Source organism: Arundinibacter roseus (assembly GCF_004348825.1).
GTDB classification, from domain to species: domain Bacteria; phylum Bacteroidota; class Bacteroidia; order Cytophagales; family Spirosomataceae; genus Arundinibacter; species Arundinibacter roseus.
The window spans coordinates 297,208-315,608 of sequence record NZ_SMJU01000005.1 but is presented as its reverse complement, the minus strand read 5'-3'; the positions used below and the strand labels follow the sequence as shown (position 1 = coordinate 315,608).

The window sequence follows — 18,401 nt, the reverse complement described above, 5'->3', positions numbered from 1 at the left end:
GTCTGTTTTTTTCTGCGGAGAGCTATTTACTCAATTCATCTAGGATAGAATCTACCTTTTCATTGGTCAGATTCATATAGTATTTTTCCCTGATCTGGAACACCGGTCCCCAGCCACAGGCGGCGAGGCATTCAACTTCTTTTAGGGTAAAAAGTCCATCCGGAGTCGTCTGCCCGGTTTTGATTCCCAGGCGTGCCTGCAAATGATCATAGACGCCTTCGGCTCCCATCAGGCAGCACGGCCCTGTGCGGCAATATTCGATGACATGTTTGCCTACCGGTTGCAGGTGAAACATGGTATAAAAGGTAGCAACTTCGTAGACCTCAATGGGTTCGATGCTGAGCAGCTCAGCCACCTGATCCATCACCTCGCTGCTCAGCCATCCCCACTGCTCCTGAGCCAGGTGCAAAACGGGTAAAAGGGCGGATTTCTGCCGTCCTTCGGGATAGCGGGCAATGATCTCCTTAACTTTGGCCAGTCGCTCTGGCGTAAATGCACTAGTGGTTGGTATCTCGGTCATTTGATTTTCTAGAAATTGGCAAACTTCCCGTCGGAGGGTTCCAGTCGGGATCAGGAGTCTAATTCGCCTGCGATTACGTTCAAACTACTCATAATTACGATTGCGTCCGACAACGTGCTTCCGATGCACATCTCGGGGAATGCCTGGTAATAAATGAACGAAGGACGACGAAAATGCAGCCGGTAGGGCGCTCGTCCGCCATCACTGATCATATAAAATCCAAGCTCACCATTCCCGCCTTCTACGGCATGATAAATCTCGCCGGCAGGTGCGTCAATTTCTCCCATAACAATCTTGAAATGGTAAATGAGCGCTTCCATATTGGAATATACCTCATCTTTGGGAGGAAGGTAATATTCGGGAGCATCGGCATAATAGGGACCCTGCGGAAGGTTTTCAAGAGCCTGCTCAATAATTTTGAGGCTTTCCCAGATTTCCGCATTTCGTACCATAAAGCGATCGTAGGTATCGCCGCTTTGGCCAACAGGAATTATAAAATCAAAATCTTCATAGGAAGAGTAAGGATTCATTACCCGAACGTCGTAATCAACTCCCGCAGCGCGCAGGTTGGGTCCGGTAAAGCCATAGTTCAAAGCTCGTTCTGCCGAAATCGCACCAACATTAATCAGGCGATCCATGAAAATCCGGTTTCGGTTAAACAGATTTTCAAACTCCTGCATCACGGGTGGAAACGACTTGATAAAAGCCCGAAGTTTGCGAATAGCCTCACTGGACAAGTCTCTTTCCATACCGCCAAGGCGGCCCATATTGGTAGTTAAGCGTGCGCCGCAAACTTCCTCGTATATTTCGTAAATCTCTTCGCGTTTTTCAAAAAGGTACAAAAAGCCTGAAAATGCGCCGGTATCTACTCCCAAAATGCCATTACAGATCAGGTGATCGGCAATTCGGGCCAACTCCATCATAATGACCCGGATGTATTGTGCCCGCTTGGGAACGTCTACTTCCAGAAATTTCTCCATCGTCATGTGCCAGCCAAGGTTATTAATTGGCGACGAGCAGTAATTCATGCGGTCGGTAAGCGTCGTAATTTGGTAGTAGGGGCGGCGTTCGGCAATTTTTTCAAAAGCCCGGTGAATATACCCGATGGTCTGCTCGGTGCTCACAATTTTTTCTCCGTCCATTTGCAGGATATTCTGGAAAATGCCGTGGGTAGCCGGGTGGGTTGGGCCTAGGTTCAGCGTGGTCAGTTCACCAACCAGTTCAGGTTGGCCGATCCGCGCGGGGGATTTTGCATTAGGGACTAGTTCTATATCTGCCATGAATCTCTTTTTTGTGGGTCTCAGCGTCCAAACAACGCATCTAGTTTGTCTTCACGGGTCGCATCTTCGAGTGGATATTGTTTCCGCATCGGGAAATAATCCATCTCTTCAATATTAAGAATCCGGATCAGGTTGGGATGTCCATCAAAGATAATTCCAAAGAAATCGTAGGTTTCGCGTTCCATCCAATTGGCAGATGAATACACCGGTGTCGCACTTGGAATATGCAGATCTGCCTCAGACAGATAAACTTTGATTCGCAGCCGAAAGTTATGAACCAGGCTATGCACATGGTACACTACGGCAAACTCCTGTCCTTTCCAGTCTGGAAAATGGACTCCTGTGAGATCAGTCAAAAAATTTCCCTTGATTTTTTCATGATTGAATAAAAATTCAAGCATGGGTAAAATCTGCTCGCGGGTGGTCGAGAGGGTTAATAATCCGTATGGTTCTTCAAAATCAAACACGTCATCCCCGAATTTTTTAACGAGGGTTTCGGCTACTTTCTGATTACTGAGCATAGGGGGCTATTGAATATTATAGGACTGAAGCAACTGTTGGTATTCATCCGAATTGCGGCGGCGCAGCGATTCGTTGCGGGCAAGTTCCTGAATCTGCATCAGGCCATCAATTACCTGCTCGGGTCGTGGCGGGCAGCCGGGTACGTATACATCAACAGGTATAATTCGGTCAATACCCTGTAAAACGCTGTATGTATCAAAAATACCACCACTTGATGCACAGGCACCCATGGCCATTACCCAGCGGGGTTCGGCCATTTGAAGATACACCTGTTTTACGATAGGGGCCATTTTTTTTGCAATTGTCCCCATCACCATCAGAATGTCAGCCTGACGAGGTGAAAAGCTTGGGCGTTCGGAGCCAAAGCGTGCAATATCGTAATGAGAGCCCATAGTGGCCATAAACTCAATACCGCAACAGGACGTAGCAAAAGGTAACGGCCATAGCGAGTTGCTTCGGGCTATACCAATGACTTCATCAAAAGAAGTGGCAAAGAAACCGGATCCACTGTGCCCTTCGGGAGCTTTAACTATCTCAACGGATTTCATATAGGATCAATCAATGTCTAAAAAATAAATAAGGACTATTCTTCCCACTTCAATACTCCTTTGCGAAGAATGTAATAGAAGCCGGCGAGAAGAAGAGCCATAAAAAGAACCATTTCGATAAAACCGAGCATGCCCAGCTTCTTGAAATTTACGGCCCATGGATACATAAAAATTACCTCGACATCGAAAAGTACAAACAGGATTGCTACCAGGAAGTACTTTACCGAAATGGGGGTACGGGCATTTCCAACTACCTCAATTCCACACTCAAAAGGATCGTCCTTGGCTTTGCTTTTGCGGCTGGGGCCAATGCGGTGCGTTACGATCATTGTTACAACAATAAACGCTGCCGCCAGTACAAACTGTACGATAATGGGTAAAAAATCGGATGGAAGATAGTTTGTATTCATGATAATCGTGCTTTCAACGGATTGTTAATGGGATTTGTTCAGGCACTGCTGGATTCAGGTTGCCAATCCCGGTGTTCAAAATTACGAGGTGCAAATTTACCAACCAAATGACTGGATTCCCGAATTTTGACAGGAAAATTCATAAGAAAGGCTCCTGAACTCAGGAGCCTTGTTGAAATTACATTTTATCAATCAATAACAATACGTTTGGTCACGTCCAGGCCGGGAGCTCTTACACGGACAATGTAGGTGCCGGTTGGAAGTGTACCGGCGTTGATGGTTCGTCTTTCGTTAAGAATTGGAAATTTCTGGGTTCGTATAATTGTGCCGTCAATATTGTAGAAAGCCACTTCCGCATTAGTAAGGTCTTCCCGGGTTTCGATGGCAATAACGCCTCCTCGACTGGGATTTGGAAAAATAACAACCCCATCTCCTTCGGATATGGTATAAGGGAAAGGAGCAGAATAAGCGGAATAGCAGGTCAAGGAGTTTGTAGAGCCGAGGGTAAACACGGCTCGTGCTCTGGCCGAATAGCTGCCAGTTTCGGTTACTTTAACGGCTGGTGTTTCAGGTTTAAGAAACCCCGTATTGTATCTCCATTCATATTTTTCGTTTAGTCCGGTTTCAGAAATAGCTGCACTCAGGCTATATGGGCCGGATTGTTCAACCACAGGCGCACTCAGCGCAGGCCGAACCGTCAAATTTACCGGAGCAGAGACTTCTGATTCGCACCCAAACACGTTGCGGGCTTTCACGGTATAATTTCCTGTTTGCAGCGCTTTCAGTGATTTTGTGGTAGAACCATTGCTCCATAAAAAATAGTCGGTGCCGCCCGACGCAGCCAAAAGAAGCCCGGAATCGGCACATGCCTGCTGCTGACCTCCCGGAATAATCACGGGCCTTACCGGCCTCACGGTACCCGGAATCGTAATTTGTGGACTCCGAAGGGCATTCCCACTGGCATCTTTCAAAGTAGCCCGGTAGGTTCCGGCCGATGATACTGCAATTGTTTTACCGGTTTGCCCGGTAGACCAGGTGTATGAAGAATATCCGTCCGGCAGCGTTAAAGTTACAGTTGCATTATCAGTTCCGCAGGAGGTTGTCAAAGCCGGAATAGGAGAGGGGGTAACGGGTGTAATGGTCGAAAAAAACGTAGTATTTAACGAGTTATTCCAAAGCTCTGCCAACAGACGGTTTCCTTCCTGCCCTACAAAGTGAAGGCCATCGGGTCTTGGAAGAAGAAAATTATCTGTTTCGGGGCCGGGAAAAGTACTGTTAAAGGTCGTATTAAGTACGGCATTTTGGCCATTAATTACCGCCTGACTTGTAATCGATTCGCCAGAGAGAGAGACTGTGCGGGAAGTTCGGGCAATAACCCAGTTGATACGCTTGCCCGTATCTCCGCTAAGTTTATTAATGACAAATTGAAGATTGTCCTGATATTCCCGCGCGCTCATGTTGATGGGAGTTGTATCGGTTTCTCCCTGCATCCAAAGGATGGCTCGAACACCCAACTGATGTACGTAGTGCTGCGTTGAAATCAGCATGTTTCCATACGGCATTCGGGCAGGATAAGGAAAACCACCGTAATAGTTAATGGTACTTTTGCCGGCAGCGCTTTCGGCCCAGTTTCGTACGGATGTACCTTCCCAGGCAGTGTTAATAAACAAAACGGGTACGTTTAACTTTCGGGTTAATAAGTCACCTAAAATTCCCCAGCACCAGGCGGTTTGGCCACGGGGGCCTACTGTTACATTGGATTCGAGATGAGCAAATGTTGGGGCCGGGGGGTCAAGTATCGAGTTAACTGTGTTGTCATAAACGATATAATTTACGCGGTCATCCGTTGCGGCGGGGCCGGGCGCGTTACTAAGTCCCTGAGCATTGGACTGTCCGGCAATCATGAATACCTCTCCCACGCCCATCCGTGAAACTACGTCCCGGCCAATGATGCTTCCTGCCAGCAGCGCCCGCACTTCAAGCGTATACCAGCCGCCTTGAAGGCGTAGCGTACCCACAAAAATACCTCCGGTAGGGTTGTTCTGTAACGTACTCCATTCCGTAGCAATTCCCTGGCCGGGGATTACCGGAACTGCTCTAACCTCCACTTTATCGATGGGTTGGGTATAAGTTCCGGAAATTGAAATAGTCGTTTGTCCGGTAATATCGCGCTGATATACTGAACGATCTGTGGGTGAGGTGATCGTAATTTGGGCCTGAGCAACCATTGCGCAGGTAGCGCATAACAACCAGGCATTCAAAAAAATAGAGGTAAAAGACTTGGTGAGCATTCTTTGGGCGGTGGTAAAGTATAGATTCAAGAACAAGAGCATGGGTTTTGGACCGATACAAGATTGTCCACTTTTTTTGCATGTAAGATGTATGCAAAATTAGCAGATTATTTTTGCTTCGGTTATACAGATTATTTTTTTGGTAAGTATCATTTCCTCATTGCTGAATAATGACCTTTTTTACGCTACTGAGTGTACCTGAAATGAGACGAACAAAATATATGCCATTCGGTAACAAGGATAAATCCAGGTATTTCCGTTCGTTCATGACCAGGATATTGAAATGCTGCACTTGTACGCCTTTGGCATCAAAAATCTGTACGACTGTATTTTCCAGATTTTCCAGCGTTTCAATGGTCAATCGTCCGTCAGTTGTTGGATTTGGATAAATACTCACTCCGTCTGAGCCATCTAGTGGAAGTGCGAATGTAAAAACATCGGATTCTTCGGACAAACAACTCAAAGTAGCGCTGTATTCAACTATACCGTATACTGAAAACGTACCGGTTTGGTTTACTTTAATGGCCGCTGATTTGTCAGGGAGTTGCGTATTGTTTTTTTTCCAGACATATTCTTCCAGAGGAATTCCATTCTCTACCGCCAGGGTAAACGTACCTGCCTGAACGATCGTCGGTTGTGGGGGCGTTCGTTTGACATCCAGCCGAATCGGTGTTGAAAAAGGTGAAAAACAACCATTCGTGCCAATGACTCGGGCTGAGTAATTGCCTGATTCTGTGGCTGTAATTGCTTTTTCCGTGGCCCCCGTATTCCAAATCGTATTTTCTGTGCCATTAACTACGAGCTCAACCTGATCTCCATCACAAAAGACCGTCGGCCCAAGAGCAGAGGTCGTTGGTGCTTGCGGCAATGGAAGCACGGTAAGGCTTATGGATGGGGAAGGGTCCGAATTGCATCCGAATTCATTTCGAGTTACGACCCAATACGAATTGGCTATGTTGGTTGATAATTCCTGAGTAGTAGCTCCGTTGCTCCACACATAACCCGCTGATGCAGGGGCTTTAAGCGTGATGCTTTGGTCGGCACAAAAGGTCGTAGGTCCAACTGCCTCAATCGTTGGCTGTGCCGGAAGCGGATTTACAAGTATTTGTATAGGGGCCGAAGCCGGTGAAGTACAGCCGTTGGCATCTGTTGTGGTTAAGGAATAATTTCCCGGGGTTTTGACATTGATTTCCTGTTGATTGCTTCCATTGCTCCATTGGTAAGAATGTGCAGGACTGGCTTTCAACAAAGAATAGTCGCGGTCACAAAAGGTCGTTGGGCGAAGTGCCGCAATTGTTGGTACTTCTGGCAAGGGGTTAACCCGCACCCGGACCACATCGGATGTATTGACACAGCCGTTGGCATCGGTTACGCTTACTGAAAATTCTCCTGATTGATTAACCACAATCGAAGGTTCGGCGGAGGTCGTGTTCCAACGGTTTCCGGTGGTGTAGCTAGACGTTAGCTGAACGTTTTCTCCTGCACAAAAGGTTGGGTTGCGGCTTGTGGCTATGGTTGGTTTAACGGGCAAGGCATTTACGGTCACAGAAATTGGGTCAGAATCTGGCGAGGGGCAACCATTTTGGTCAATAGCCCGTACACGATAATCGCCGCTTTGGGTAACCGTTAGCACGGCACCTTCCTGTCCATTAGACCACGCACTGCGAACTTCGGCATTTGAGCGAAGTTCTACCTTACCACCCTGACAGAACGTTGTGGCACCTTGCACACTAACCGAAGGGCGAGGCGGCGGCGGAGTTGAAAATATGCCAATGGTAACCGGCGCAGAAACTGCCTCACAGCCATATACATTTTGAGTACTTACCCAAAACGTATTGGGAGCATTGGTGGTAATGCGTTGTTCGGTTTGTCCGGTATTCCATCGAATATTTTCTGACGTTGAAGCGGTGAGTGCAAGAGTACTGCCCTGGCAAAGTGTGTTGCTGCCGTCAAGGTTAATGGTTGGAACGGACGGTTGAACCTGATCGGGAATCTGTAATTCCGGTGTACTCAGAATATTTCCGAACGAATCGCGCACCCGGGCAACATATCGACCTCCACCTACCCAAATTTTCGAATCTGTGCGGCCATTATTCCATTGAATCGAGTTAATATTTTCTCCTTCAATTGTAAGTGAAACCGAGTTGTTGTCGGCGCATGCTACCGTAATTCGAGGAGCTACCGCTGAACGAAATGGCTCTGAGCGGGAAAAAAAGTCGTCCGTCAGGGCGTCATTCCAGGCATCGCCCAGTTCATAAAGCCCACCGTCCTGAAAATGAGCTCCGTCGGGTCTCGGTGCCTGAATACGATCCGTTTCGGGGCCATAAAAGGTATTGGAAGTGTTGGCAACCGTTTCGTTTTGGGCATTGATTATCGCCGCATCAGATCCTCTTTGATTGTCGTATGAACAACGCGCAATAACCCAGGAAATATTCCGGCCAGTTTCACCCCGGGTTTGGTCTATAATGGCCCGAAGATCATTTGTATACGAACTTTGGGACGTTTTTGTAAAATTATCGGCTTCACCCTGATGCCACAAAATCGCTCTTAGTCCTGTGATTGGAATATAATACTGAAGCGAAAGTCGTAGGTTGCCATAAGGCATACCGGAGGGCTGGAATGGCTCGCCATTGTATACCGAATAAGCAGTCCCATTAATGCTTTGGCGCCAGTTTTGTACGGCTGATCCGTGCCATGCAACGTTGTAAAACAGAACCGGTACACCCAAACGCTGCGTAAGCCGGTCGCCGAGACGGCCCCAACTCCATGCCGAATTGCCGCGAGGCGCAATGTATGAATCAGAATTGAGATGAATAAATTGGGGAGCAGGTAGTTCAGAAATAGAGCCTGAATTATAATGATTTACGCAATTCACCCGATCATCAGAGGCACCGGGGCCGCCATAATTGAAATAGCCCTGCGCATTGGACTGACCGGCTATCAGAAAAACCTCGCCAATCCCGAAGCGCTGAAGGGTAGAGCTACCCACAACCTGATCTCCCCGCCGTCCTCTTACTTCCATTTCGTACCAGCCGCCAGTCCAGTCTAACTGACCAGAATAGGTACCTCCCTGCGGATTGTTCTGAATAGTGATCCAATCAGAAGTAGCTCCTCCGTTTATGGCGCGCAACTGCACTTCTATACGGTCTATGGGCTGAGAATATGCGCCACGGATGTAAACGGTTGCTGCGTTATTTTTGTCTCTTTGTAATACAGTTCGATTGGTGGGAACACTTATAGAAATTTGGCCCATTACCTCGCCCACAACCAGTATAGCCTGAAATATCACGGCTAAAAAAATGGTAAATTTCATGCCATCTTAACTCTTCTTAATTAAAAACTAGTATACAATATGAATTAAGTACGCCGGACTAGCAATAAATTCAACCTCAAATTAGTAAACGGATAACGACTTATTTAGTGTTGTCCATATCAAATCTTTTAATTGTTCAATTCCTTCCTGAGTAATTGCTGATATAAGTATATTGGGAATCTCGGCGGGTAGTTGTTTGATTAATTCATCTCGTTGACCTGCTTCAATCAAATCAATTTTTGAAATAGCAATGAGGCGTTGTTTATCCAGCAACGAAGGATTGTATTGGCGGAGCTCGTTTAGAAGGGTTTCATATTCGGCAGCAAGATCTTCTGAATCAGCTGGAATCATGAATAAAAGCAGAGAGTTTCGTTCAATGTGGCGTAAAAAGCGGAGTCCCAGTCCTTTGCCCTGAGAAGCCCCCTCAATGATGCCCGGAATGTCCGCCATCACAAAGGATTTATAATCCCGATAGGCTACTACGCCAAGGTTAGGAGTTAAGGTTGTAAAAGGGTAATCGGCAATTTCGGGTCGTGCGGCTGACACAACCGAAAGCAGTGTGGATTTTCCGGCATTCGGAAAACCAACAAGACCTACATCGGCCAGTACTTTCAGTTCCAGTACAACCCACATTTCCTGCTCAGGTTCACCCGGTTGGGCATATTGCGGAGTCTGCTTGGTTGACGTTTTAAAATGATCATTTCCTAAGCCACCACGGCCACCGGGCAGTAAAATAATTTCCTGTCCTTCTTCGGTAATTTCAGCCAGGATTTTCCCGGTTTCGGCATCTTTGGCAATTGTACCCAAGGGGACTTCCAGAAAAATATCCTTGCCCTGTGCGCCCGCCCGCCGTCCGCCTTCGCCAGCTTTGCCGGCATCCGCTTTGACGTGCTTGGTGTATTTTAGGTGCAGCAAAGTCCAGAGCTGCGTATTACCTTTTAAAATAACGTGCCCCCCCCGGCCACCATCGCCACCGTCCGGCCCGCCTTTGTCTACGTATTTTTCCCGTCGAAAGTGAATAGAACCTGCTCCACCTGCCCCTGAACGGGCGTGAATTTTTACGTAGTCAATAAAATTAGATGATGCCATGCCCTGCTGCCTCCGGTAGTTTTCTATAAAGTAAATTTATCGCAGACAAGTTTTATCTGCGACCTTATGCCTCTGAGTTTATTTATGATACAGAGGCGATTTTACGTCAAATGGTTGGACTACTATTTATGTTCAATGGCACCACAAATGCCATCAAAAATTTCTTCAATCGCTCCAACTCCTTCAATGGGCACAAACTTGTCCTGCTGACGGTAATATTCTGCAACGGGTGCAGTCTTGCTGTTATACTCGTGAATTCGGGTTTTAATTTTCTCCTCATCCTGATCATCCGGCCGGCCCGAGGTTTGTCCACGGTTCAGGAGACGCTTTTTCAGCTCTTCGTCCGGTACATTTAAAGCAACCATCACCGTGATACTTTCTTCGTACGATGCCAGTAGTTGATCCAGCGCTTCGGCCTGTTTCACGGTACGCGGAAAGCCATCAAATATAAATCCGGCGGCTTCTTTGTTCTCGCTAAGTTTGGTGTCAATCATCCCGATTACTACTTCATCTGGAACCAGAATTCCCTGATCCATCAGCGTTTTGGCTTTGAGGCCAAGCTCGGTTCCTGCCTGAATCTGAGAACGTAGCAAGTCTCCGGTTGAGAGGTGCACCAATTTGTATTTTTCAATGATTTTTTCACTTTGGGTGCCTTTTCCAGCGCCCGGAGGACCAAATAGTACGAGATTGAGCATAGGTATGTAGTTAGATGCTTTCTAGTGTAACAGGAGGATTAGAACCGGCAAATTTACAATTCTTACCTAAGCCCGTGCTATTTTTCTTGGTTTTTTTAGCTTAAAAAAATGCCTGTACTCGTTTTGGAGTACAGGCAGCTGTTGAGGAATCCCTGAATTGCCGGGATAATGTTCCCATTATTTAATCACGACGCGCCGTACGGCGCCATCTTCTTTTTGCGTAACTGTAACAAAAAGCGTGCCTTTGGTATTTTTTTTCAGTTCAATTTGCCCTACAAATTCACCACTGAAATCTTTAATTTGTTTCTTGCCAACTTCTTTACCGTCTGTGTCGGTGACAGTTATCGTAATATCCCCTTTTTCCGGAGCAGTAAACCGCAGGTTGAGCACGCCGTTGTCCGGATTGTTCGGGAAAGCATTAAGCGCCCGCACACTTCCGCTTTGCAGCACGTCGTGCGTCCAGAAATCGCCCATGCGCTCACCGAGCCGTTCCATATCTTTCATCATGATGTTGACTTTCGGCTTCATTTCTTTTTCCAAACGCCGCATATTTCCTTCAAACTCGCGCGTATCAAAATGAAACGTCCGGTCACGGTCGTTATCATAGCCCCAAACCATCGGTTCGTGCTCGCCTTCAATGACTTCCACGCGGCGACGGTCGTTTTTTTGGTTCCATTTGATCTCATTGTCGCCATCTTCATCAATCCTGATGCTGATTTGTTTTTGGCTCATGCCGTCGACGTTCATGGAGTCGAGCACTTTATCTACAAAGGCTTTTTGTTCTGAGTCAGAAAGCGGTTCAGTGAGCGTATAATTCCGTTCCTGAACAGTCGTCTTGCCGTTCTTTTTTTCAACAACTTTTACCCGAATGGATTTTTCTTTTTTATCGTTCGCAGATTGTGCACGAAGCTGAGTTGCGCTCATACCAAGCAGCAGAGCAAAAGACAGCAACAGGAGGTTTGCATTTGGTTTTTTCATGACTAAAAAACAGGTTTTAATTTATAAATCAATTGGTTGTAAACTTAGGTATCTAAATAAAAAAACGTATGTTAAAGTATGTTAAAAGCCTCGCAGAAGAATAGGCAGGCTCGTAAATTTGTTTTCCTGCTCATGAATAGTCGTTCAGAGACTGGACAAAGTTGCATTAGGTTCTGAAAAAAAATGACAAAACAAAAAATACAACGAATCGTCGGATTGATGTGTGTGGCGCTGATGGGGCTGATTGGGTTTCAGTGGTATTTTATCAGAGAAGCTATTGCTGTACGAAATGAGCAGTTTAATCATAAAGTAGCCGAGTCGGTGCAGAAGGTTGTACATCGCCTTGAAAAGCAGGAAATGATGTATTTGCTGCAACAACGCATTGAAAATGAACAGCAAAAAAGTCGACTCGAAGAGATTACCAAAGTAAATCAGCCTCCCAAAAACAGAAAAAAAGCCCTTCGAAACCAGCCTGCCGAGGCGATAGCGTTGCAGCCTGCCCCGACAGGTGTGGAAATTTCGGTGGGTCCGACGGGCGAAATCAGCTATCAATATTTTTCGGAAGTGGCGCCTTCGGACGTTCTGAGCCCCAATTTCCGAGTGATGATCGACCGTCAGCAACGCATTATTGACGAGTTTTTTCAGGCACAAAAACTCGGTGCAGCCGGGTTGGATGAGTTCGTGCGTCGCCGGTTGGCAGAAGAACAGAATCTTGGCTCGGCTATGGATGCCGTGGCGGCCGGAAAATCGGGTGACAGACTAGCATTGACGGACCATAATCAGCGGACCAAACCTTCACAAAGTGCCGAAAAAGTACCAGAAAAAAGGGGAAAAGTTCAAAATAGTGTACCCGAAGCTTCATATAATCCGCTCCCGGCCAAGCCCGTCGATAAAGCCGGACTGCTGCGGGAAGTTATGCAGGATTTGCTTTACACACAAAGACCCATAGAAGAGCGTGTCAATCGGTTTTTGCTGGATTCTCTCCTTAAAAAGGAATTTACCCAAAACGGAATCAGCCTGCCGTACGAGTTTGCCGTTCGTGCGCAAACCGGCCGAAACCTGCTGTTTTCAACCGTAGAATTATACAGTTCTGAATGGGAACAGCACGCGTATAAAGCTTCATTGTTTCCGAGTGAAATGCTGAGTGGAAATAATCTATTGTACGTTTATTTTCCTGACCAAAAGCAATTTATACTCCAAAACATGAGTGTCATGTTTGCCAGCTCAGGTATATTGGTGTTGGTCATTCTGATTTGTTTTTACAGCGCCGTGGTCATCATTCTGCGGCAGAAAAAACTGTCTGATATTAAGAATGATTTTATCAATAATATGACGCATGAATTCAAAACGCCTATTTCTACCATTGCACTCGCTACCGAAATGGCGCACGAAAACATGCAATCCGGTAAAGAAGTACCTGATCTGACTTCCCGAATTGACCGCTATTTGGGAATTATTCGGGAAGAAAACCGGCGGTTGGGTACGCACGTCGAAAAAGTGCTGCAAATGGCTTTGCTTGATAAAGGAGAAGTGAAGCTCAAACGCAGCCTGGTCAATATGCACGACGTGATCGCCAAAGTACTGAACAGCCTGAGCGTTCAAATTGAGCAGCGACAGGGGGTTGTGGAAATGGATTTTGAGGCCGTAGACGAACTCGTAGAAGGCGACGAAGTCCATCTTTCCAATGTCCTGTACAATCTGGTAGACAACGCTATCAAGTACTCGCCCGATACGCTGCACTTAACCCTCAGCACCCAAAATGAAAAAGGGGGCATTCGCATGGTAGTTGCCGATCAGGGAATGGGGCTTTCGTCTGATCAAATTACCCGTATTTTTGATAAATTTTACCGGGTTCCGACTGGTAACCTTCACAATGTCAAAGGGTTTGGGTTAGGGTTGAGTTATGTAAAAAAAATGGTTGAAGCGCATAAAGGATCTATTCAGGCACGCAGTCAACCCGGAAAAGGAAGCGAATTCAGCTTCTGGCTCCCGACCATTTCGCCGGAAGATGTGCAGTAGCTGCTGCCTGAAAAATAGGTTTAGAAAAGAAAACCAGGAATCTGGTTGATGTATAGTTTATTTACCCGATAAGAAATTCGCTGCTATGCCCACTATTTTACTTGTTGAAGATGATCCCAACCTGGGCGTGCTGCTTCAGGAATATTTGACGGATAAAGGCTACCCCACCACACTCGCCAAAGATGGGCAGGACGGATGGGAGCAGTTTGTGGCGGGTCAGTACGACATGTGTATTTTCGATGTCATGATGCCCCGCAAAGATGGGTTTTCGCTGGCGCGGGAAGTACGCATGAGCGGGCGCGATGTGCCGATTATTTTTTTGACGGCCAAATCCATGAAGGAAGATACCATTCAGGGGTTTAGAGTAGGTGCCGATGACTATCTGACCAAACCCTTTGATCGTGAAGAACTTCTGCTGCGGATGGAGGCTATTTTGCGGCGCTACTCCCGGCAAGCGGCACCCGAATTGCCGCAAAGTGTATTTCAGGTTGGCAGCTATACCTTCGATTATGCACATCAGCAACTAAGCCGGGGCGGCGATAGCGCCCGGCTTACCAGTAAAGAATCGGAGCTGTTGAAGTTGTTTTGTCAAAACCTCAACCAACCTATCAGCCGTAGTTTTGCGTTGAAAGTAATATGGGGCGATGACTCCTATTTCAACGCCCGAAGTATGGATGTGTATATAACAAAATTGCGCAAGCATTTCCGGGAAGATCCATCCATTCAGATTATGAATCTGCACGGCGAAGGCTTTAAACTGATGGGTTAAGAGGGGCCAAAGAGTTTTTGATTTACCGCCCAAATCTCTTACTTTTGGCCCGTATTCTTCCCCAACACATAGCTAGATCAGGGTATTATGGAAATAACAGGAACCGTCGTCACAATTCTTCCAGAAGTAAATGGACAAGGTAAGAATGGCACCTGGCGCAAGCAGGAATTTGTTCTCGAAACCGAAGGACAATATCCTAAAAAAGTATGTATCGCCGTTTGGGGCGATAAAATCGATCAGTTTGGACTAACCCCCGGCGATGCAGTCGTAGCCTCTATTGACGTCGAAAGCCGTGAGTATAATCAACGCTGGTACACGGAGGTGAAAGCCTGGAAAGTAGAAAAAGCCGGTAGTGCTCAGGCGGCTCCTGCCAACGCACCTGGCGACTTTGGCCCACCGCCGAACCCGGCCTTTGCGCCGAGTGAGTCGGACGATGATTTGCCATTCTGAAAAAACAACAACCTGAGAGAAGGGAAGAGGCACACTCTTCCCTTCTCCGTTTATGGTGCTTCTGAGTGCCGGGTTACTTGTCCTTATTAATTTTTAATGGAAACACTGAATAAACTCAATGTTCAGGAATTCAGCTTTTTGACTCCCAGATACAGCGGATAACTAAGGACCAGGAACAGCAGTGCAAACTGTGAACTTGGCAAGTCCTGAATCACCGCCCCGACCAGAAATGCCAGGGAAGCAACGAGCATCACAATCGGCAAAACCGGGTAGGCGGGTACTTTCCAGGGACGGGGTAATGTGGGCTCTTTTTTGCGAAGTGCCAGCAAAGAGGCAAAACCAGAAGTATAGCTAATCACAAAAAAGAACGTAGCAATATCAGATAGCTTTTCGCAGGCTTCTTTGCCAATCAAAATCAAAAGAATGGCCAATCCTGCCGTGAGCGGCATACCCAATGATGGTGTGCCTCCTTTGTTTACGCGCGTGCCCTGACGCAAAAACAGCCCATCCCGGCTCATTGAATAAAGCACGCGGGGATTGAACATAAGCTGCGCATTGACAATCCCTAAAATTGAAATCATAAGAAAAAGCGTGACAAATTTGCCCGAACGCTCGCCAAAGATTAACCGTACGGCATCCGCCGCCGCCAGTTTGGATTGCGCCAGCTGATCCATAGGCAATATGTACAGAATGGCCAGGTTGCAAAGGAGATATATCAAGATGATAAGACCCACTCCACCAATCATGGATCGGGGCAGGTTGCGTGTCGGATTGCGGTCTTCTTCTGCAAAATAGGCAGCCGTGTGCCAGCCGTCGTAAGTATAAAAAATGGCCTGTAATGAAAAAATTACCGGTCCAAGCCAGCTTCCGGTTTGGGCAATTTGACTCGTAGTGGCAAGTGTTTGTTCGGGAGTTACTTCCTGACCATACACATAGCAAAGCGCCACAAACGCAAACAAGCCCAGGGCTTTCAGAAAACTCATGATGTTTTGAAAACGGCTCGCCAGCGCCAGCCCCAACCAATGAAGTGCACCCAGCGTTAAGAGCATTGCTGCGGCAAGGTAAGGTTCGTAGCCACCAAAAATCGGAAGCAGCAGCGCCAGGTATTCACTCATCGTATACGCCCCAAACCCCAAAGCTGCGCAGGTTCCCAGCCAGCTGTTGATCCCTACCACAAAACCTGCATAGCCGCCAAAGGCCCGCTTGGCGTATACGTACCAGGCACCCGCTTTGGGCACAGAAGTGCCCAGTTCGATGGTACAGAGGGTGCCCAAAAATGCATAGAGACTGACCAAAATCCATAACCCCATGATCAGCCATGGATCGCCCAGTTGCTCGGCAATTGGTCCGGGCTTGCGCAGGATGCCCGTCCCAATCGTGCCACCGATTGTTACGGCTATGCCAAATCCAACACCTAAGATTTTTAATAATTCGTTTCGGGGGCGTTCCGCTGATTTTTGCATGTAAAGAAAGAGTGTAAGGAGCGTTCCGAAAATACCATTTTTTTGGAATCCCAGGCTCTTGCCACCCAGAATTTTGGACATTCCCTTCCTTTTACTCAACTAATTCACGGTTTTCTTCTCTTTTTATTCGGGTCAATTGGGGGTTGATTATGAAAATGCCTGATAACCAATAACTCGCCTCTCTACGAACAATCGTCTGATCGGTATGGTTTTTTTAGCAAAAGGAGTCTAAACTAACTATTCTATGAAATTTAAATACTCATTCACCCTACTTTTTTTAATTGCTTTTCTTTTCGTCGGCTGTGGCAAAGACTCATCCGGCGAGGAGGAAGTCCCGCAGGCTTTTCGGGAGTACTGGTACAAGGGGCAAGCCGAAATCAGTCGATACACACTTTCGCAGGGCCACTATGGCGCTGCAAATCCGGGAGAAGCCGTGCTGATTTTTGTGACGGAAGACTTTCGTACCGATGCACAGGTGAAGCTGGAATCGGACGAAAAACGACGGGCTACGTCCGTTTTGAAACTCAATGCTATTCGTCGCTTTGTGACCGGAATTTACGACTATTCGTTGTATAGCTCCGTTTTTACGCCCATTCAAACCACGAAATTTGGGCATAGCCTGAAAGTTACCATGTCGGCACAGGATTGGTGTGGGCAGACGTACACGCAGCTAAATCTGAAAAAAGATTCCTACGATGTTATGGGTCGCTCTTATTTTGAAAAAAATGCAACGGAAGATTTTTCTATCGACGCAGCCTGGCTCGAAGACGAGCTTTGGACCCGCCTTCGGATCAACCCTGAGTCTTTGCCAACGGGTGAAACTACCGTGATTCCGGCCACCTACGCTGCCCGCCTGACCGGCCAAAAACTGGAACCTCAACCTGCGGTGGGTACCCGACAAGCATATGCAGGTGCCGATTTTAAAGGAATCAGCCTGCTGCAATATTCTCTCCAATATCCCAACGCCGGACGCATGCTTACGCTTATTTATGAACAGCAGTTTCCGCACGAAATCGTTGGGTGGGAAGAAAACTACACCTCAGGGGGTAAAATGCTGACGACCCGTGCTACCCGCACGCACACCGAACGGACCGATTATTGGACGCATAACGCCCCCGCCGACACCACGTTGCGTCAGCAATTGGGAGTGCAGGGTTTCACTTTTTAGGAATTAGGTACTTTTTGAAAATAGTATCGTTTTGCCTGGCCTGTGAAGATGCTGAAAGAGTAGGCGACAATTTCGGTCGACTTTTGAGAAAAGTTGCGTTTAGTTCAAAGCAGATTTCTGAGGTAAGCGCAGTTTAGTAATCGCTCCGTTTGTCCAAAAAGTACCGCTATGACCCTCATTAGAAATGCCTTTCTGATTCTTCTCAGCTTGCATTTGCTGGCCATTTTATTTCATGTTTCGATGCTTAGTGCAGCAACCAAACCGTTGCTGATGCCTTTTTTGATTGGACTTGTGTGGCAGAAAAGCCGTTCATTCAAGGGCAATGAACTTCTGCTGAGTGCCTTGCTTTTTTCCTGGCTGGGTGACATTTTGCTTATGTTCAGCGGTGAAATGTACTTTCTGGCAGGTTTAGGTGCTTTTTTGGTTGCGCAGTTGGTTTATATCCGCTTATTCAGCAAAACCGCCACGTTTGAACTTATTCGTGCGTTGCCATTTCTGGCCTACATGGGCCTGGTGCTTGGCGGCCCTTTGCACGGAACGCTTCCCGAACCTTTGCAAGTACCGATTTACTTCTACATGGGAGCGATTATCAGCATGGGCATCATGGCAGCCTTGCGCCTGGGACAGCTTCCGGGCTATGACTTTGTACTTGTTGGAGCCATTTTATTTATACTTTCTGATTCATTTATTGCCCTGAATAAATTTTCAACCCCCATTCCCTATTCAGGAATTTGGGTCATGCTTACCTACGGTTTAGCCCAGTTTTTCATTGTCTGGGGATGTTTGAAAGAAAATAAAGAAGCGATAAATGCTTGAAATAAAGCCTGATTAAGAAAAAATAGTAGGTAATAAGAAATAGAATACAATAAAAATAGTACAGTTCTTT

The 18,401-nt window shown here is 46.9% G+C and carries 16 protein-coding genes; 5 read left to right on the top strand and 11 right to left on the bottom strand.

The features are described from left to right. Nucleotides 1-22 precede the first annotated feature (22 nt). The 10 genes from nuoE to EZE20_RS09560 form a co-directional block, all read right to left on the bottom strand. Nucleotides 23-520: an NADH-quinone oxidoreductase subunit NuoE gene (nuoE, locus tag EZE20_RS09605; RefSeq protein WP_132116947.1), complete on the bottom strand. Its 498-nt coding sequence runs from the start codon at nucleotides 518-520 to the stop codon at nucleotides 23-25. 50 nt (nucleotides 521-570) lie between these two features. Continuing rightward, nucleotides 571-1,800: an NADH dehydrogenase (quinone) subunit D gene (nuoD, locus tag EZE20_RS09600; RefSeq protein WP_132116945.1), complete on the bottom strand. Its 1,230-nt coding sequence runs from the start codon at nucleotides 1,798-1,800 to the stop codon at nucleotides 571-573. A 20-nt stretch (nucleotides 1,801-1,820) separates the two neighbouring features. Beyond that, complete coding sequence (locus EZE20_RS09595; protein WP_132116943.1) at nucleotides 1,821-2,321, bottom strand: NADH-quinone oxidoreductase subunit C; 501 nt, start codon at nucleotides 2,319-2,321, stop codon at nucleotides 1,821-1,823. A gap of 6 nt (nucleotides 2,322-2,327) precedes the next feature. After that, nucleotides 2,328-2,870: an NADH-quinone oxidoreductase subunit B gene (locus EZE20_RS09590; protein WP_132116941.1), complete on the bottom strand. Its 543-nt coding sequence runs from the start codon at nucleotides 2,868-2,870 to the stop codon at nucleotides 2,328-2,330. A 35-nt stretch (nucleotides 2,871-2,905) separates the two neighbouring features. After that, a complete protein-coding gene (locus EZE20_RS09585) occupies nucleotides 2,906-3,280 on the bottom strand; it encodes an NADH-quinone oxidoreductase subunit A (RefSeq protein ID WP_132116939.1) in 375 nt (124 codons plus the stop codon). 188 nt (nucleotides 3,281-3,468) lie between these two features. Beyond that, on the bottom strand, nucleotides 3,469-5,601 hold the full coding sequence (locus tag EZE20_RS09580; RefSeq protein WP_207104702.1) for a sialate O-acetylesterase: 2,133 nt from the start codon (nucleotides 5,599-5,601) through the stop codon (nucleotides 3,469-3,471). A gap of 127 nt (nucleotides 5,602-5,728) precedes the next feature. After that, nucleotides 5,729-8,884: a T9SS type A sorting domain-containing protein gene (locus EZE20_RS09575; RefSeq protein WP_132116935.1), complete on the bottom strand. Its 3,156-nt coding sequence runs from the start codon at nucleotides 8,882-8,884 to the stop codon at nucleotides 5,729-5,731. An 81-nt stretch (nucleotides 8,885-8,965) separates the two neighbouring features. Beyond that, entirely contained in the window at nucleotides 8,966-9,973 is a 1,008-nt protein-coding gene (gene obgE / locus EZE20_RS09570; protein WP_132116933.1) for a GTPase ObgE, read from the bottom strand. A gap of 122 nt (nucleotides 9,974-10,095) precedes the next feature. Next, nucleotides 10,096-10,668 (bottom strand): adenylate kinase, encoded by a 573-nt coding sequence (locus tag EZE20_RS09565; RefSeq protein ID WP_132116931.1) that lies wholly within the window; start codon nucleotides 10,666-10,668, stop codon nucleotides 10,096-10,098. Nucleotides 10,669-10,845: 177 nt separating this feature from the next. Then, nucleotides 10,846-11,646 (bottom strand): T9SS type A sorting domain-containing protein, encoded by an 801-nt coding sequence (locus tag EZE20_RS09560; protein WP_132116929.1) that lies wholly within the window; start codon nucleotides 11,644-11,646, stop codon nucleotides 10,846-10,848. Nucleotides 11,647-11,829: 183 nt separating this feature from the next. Here EZE20_RS09560 and EZE20_RS09555 point away from each other — a divergent pair, with 183 nt between their 5' ends. The 3 genes from EZE20_RS09555 to EZE20_RS09545 all read left to right on the top strand — a co-directional run bounded on the left by EZE20_RS09555 (nucleotide 11,830) and on the right by EZE20_RS09545 (nucleotide 14,884). Continuing rightward, entirely contained in the window at nucleotides 11,830-13,665 is a 1,836-nt protein-coding gene (locus EZE20_RS09555; protein WP_132116927.1) for a sensor histidine kinase, read from the top strand. An 85-nt stretch (nucleotides 13,666-13,750) separates the two neighbouring features. Beyond that, on the top strand, nucleotides 13,751-14,434 hold the full coding sequence (locus EZE20_RS09550) for a response regulator transcription factor (protein WP_132116925.1): 684 nt from the start codon (nucleotides 13,751-13,753) through the stop codon (nucleotides 14,432-14,434). 87 nt (nucleotides 14,435-14,521) lie between these two features. Continuing rightward, nucleotides 14,522-14,884 carry a DUF3127 domain-containing protein gene (locus EZE20_RS09545; protein WP_132116923.1) on the top strand — a complete coding sequence of 121 codons (363 nt, stop codon included), beginning with the start codon at nucleotides 14,522-14,524 and terminating at the stop codon, nucleotides 14,882-14,884. 122 nt (nucleotides 14,885-15,006) lie between these two features. Here EZE20_RS09545 and EZE20_RS09540 read toward each other — a convergent pair whose 3' ends face one another. Continuing rightward, nucleotides 15,007-16,347, bottom strand: coding sequence for an APC family permease (locus tag EZE20_RS09540; protein ID WP_132117121.1), 1,341 nt, complete (start codon nucleotides 16,345-16,347; stop codon nucleotides 15,007-15,009). A gap of 244 nt (nucleotides 16,348-16,591) precedes the next feature. On the opposite strand from EZE20_RS09540, the gene EZE20_RS09535 reads away from it, so the two are divergent. After that, nucleotides 16,592-17,515, top strand: coding sequence for a hypothetical protein (locus tag EZE20_RS09535; protein ID WP_132116921.1), 924 nt, complete (start codon nucleotides 16,592-16,594; stop codon nucleotides 17,513-17,515). Between the two features lie 168 nt (nucleotides 17,516-17,683). Then, complete coding sequence (locus EZE20_RS09530; RefSeq protein WP_132116919.1) at nucleotides 17,684-18,331, top strand: lysoplasmalogenase; 648 nt, start codon at nucleotides 17,684-17,686, stop codon at nucleotides 18,329-18,331. The last annotated feature ends 70 nt before the right edge of the window (nucleotides 18,332-18,401 follow it).

Bases quoted from the DNA above. Each gene is read 5' to 3' on its own strand.
- nuoE (WP_132116947.1), bottom strand. From the start codon at position 520: ATGACCGAGATACCAACCACTAGTGCATTTACGCCAGAGCGACTGGCC.
- nuoD (WP_132116945.1), bottom strand. From the start codon at position 1,800: ATGGCAGATATAGAACTAGTCCCTAATGCAAAATCCCCCGCGCGGATC.
- EZE20_RS09595 (WP_132116943.1), bottom strand. From the start codon at position 2,321: ATGCTCAGTAATCAGAAAGTAGCCGAAACCCTCGTTAAAAAATTCGGG.
- EZE20_RS09590 (WP_132116941.1), bottom strand. From the start codon at position 2,870: ATGAAATCCGTTGAGATAGTTAAAGCTCCCGAAGGGCACAGTGGATCC.
- EZE20_RS09585 (WP_132116939.1), bottom strand. From the start codon at position 3,280: ATGAATACAAACTATCTTCCATCCGATTTTTTACCCATTATCGTACAG.
- EZE20_RS09575 (WP_132116935.1), bottom strand. From the start codon at position 8,884: ATGAAATTTACCATTTTTTTAGCCGTGATATTTCAGGCTATACTGGTT.
- obgE (WP_132116933.1), bottom strand. From the start codon at position 9,973: ATGGCATCATCTAATTTTATTGACTACGTAAAAATTCACGCCCGTTCA.
- EZE20_RS09565 (WP_132116931.1), bottom strand. From the start codon at position 10,668: ATGCTCAATCTCGTACTATTTGGTCCTCCGGGCGCTGGAAAAGGCACC.
- EZE20_RS09560 (WP_132116929.1), bottom strand. From the start codon at position 11,646: ATGAAAAAACCAAATGCAAACCTCCTGTTGCTGTCTTTTGCTCTGCTG.
- EZE20_RS09555 (WP_132116927.1), top strand. From the start codon at position 11,830: ATGACAAAACAAAAAATACAACGAATCGTCGGATTGATGTGTGTGGCG.
- EZE20_RS09550 (WP_132116925.1), top strand. From the start codon at position 13,751: ATGCCCACTATTTTACTTGTTGAAGATGATCCCAACCTGGGCGTGCTG.
- EZE20_RS09545 (WP_132116923.1), top strand. From the start codon at position 14,522: ATGGAAATAACAGGAACCGTCGTCACAATTCTTCCAGAAGTAAATGGA.
- EZE20_RS09540 (WP_132117121.1), bottom strand. From the start codon at position 16,347: ATGCAAAAATCAGCGGAACGCCCCCGAAACGAATTATTAAAAATCTTA.
- EZE20_RS09535 (WP_132116921.1), top strand. From the start codon at position 16,592: ATGAAATTTAAATACTCATTCACCCTACTTTTTTTAATTGCTTTTCTT.
- EZE20_RS09530 (WP_132116919.1), top strand. From the start codon at position 17,684: ATGACCCTCATTAGAAATGCCTTTCTGATTCTTCTCAGCTTGCATTTG.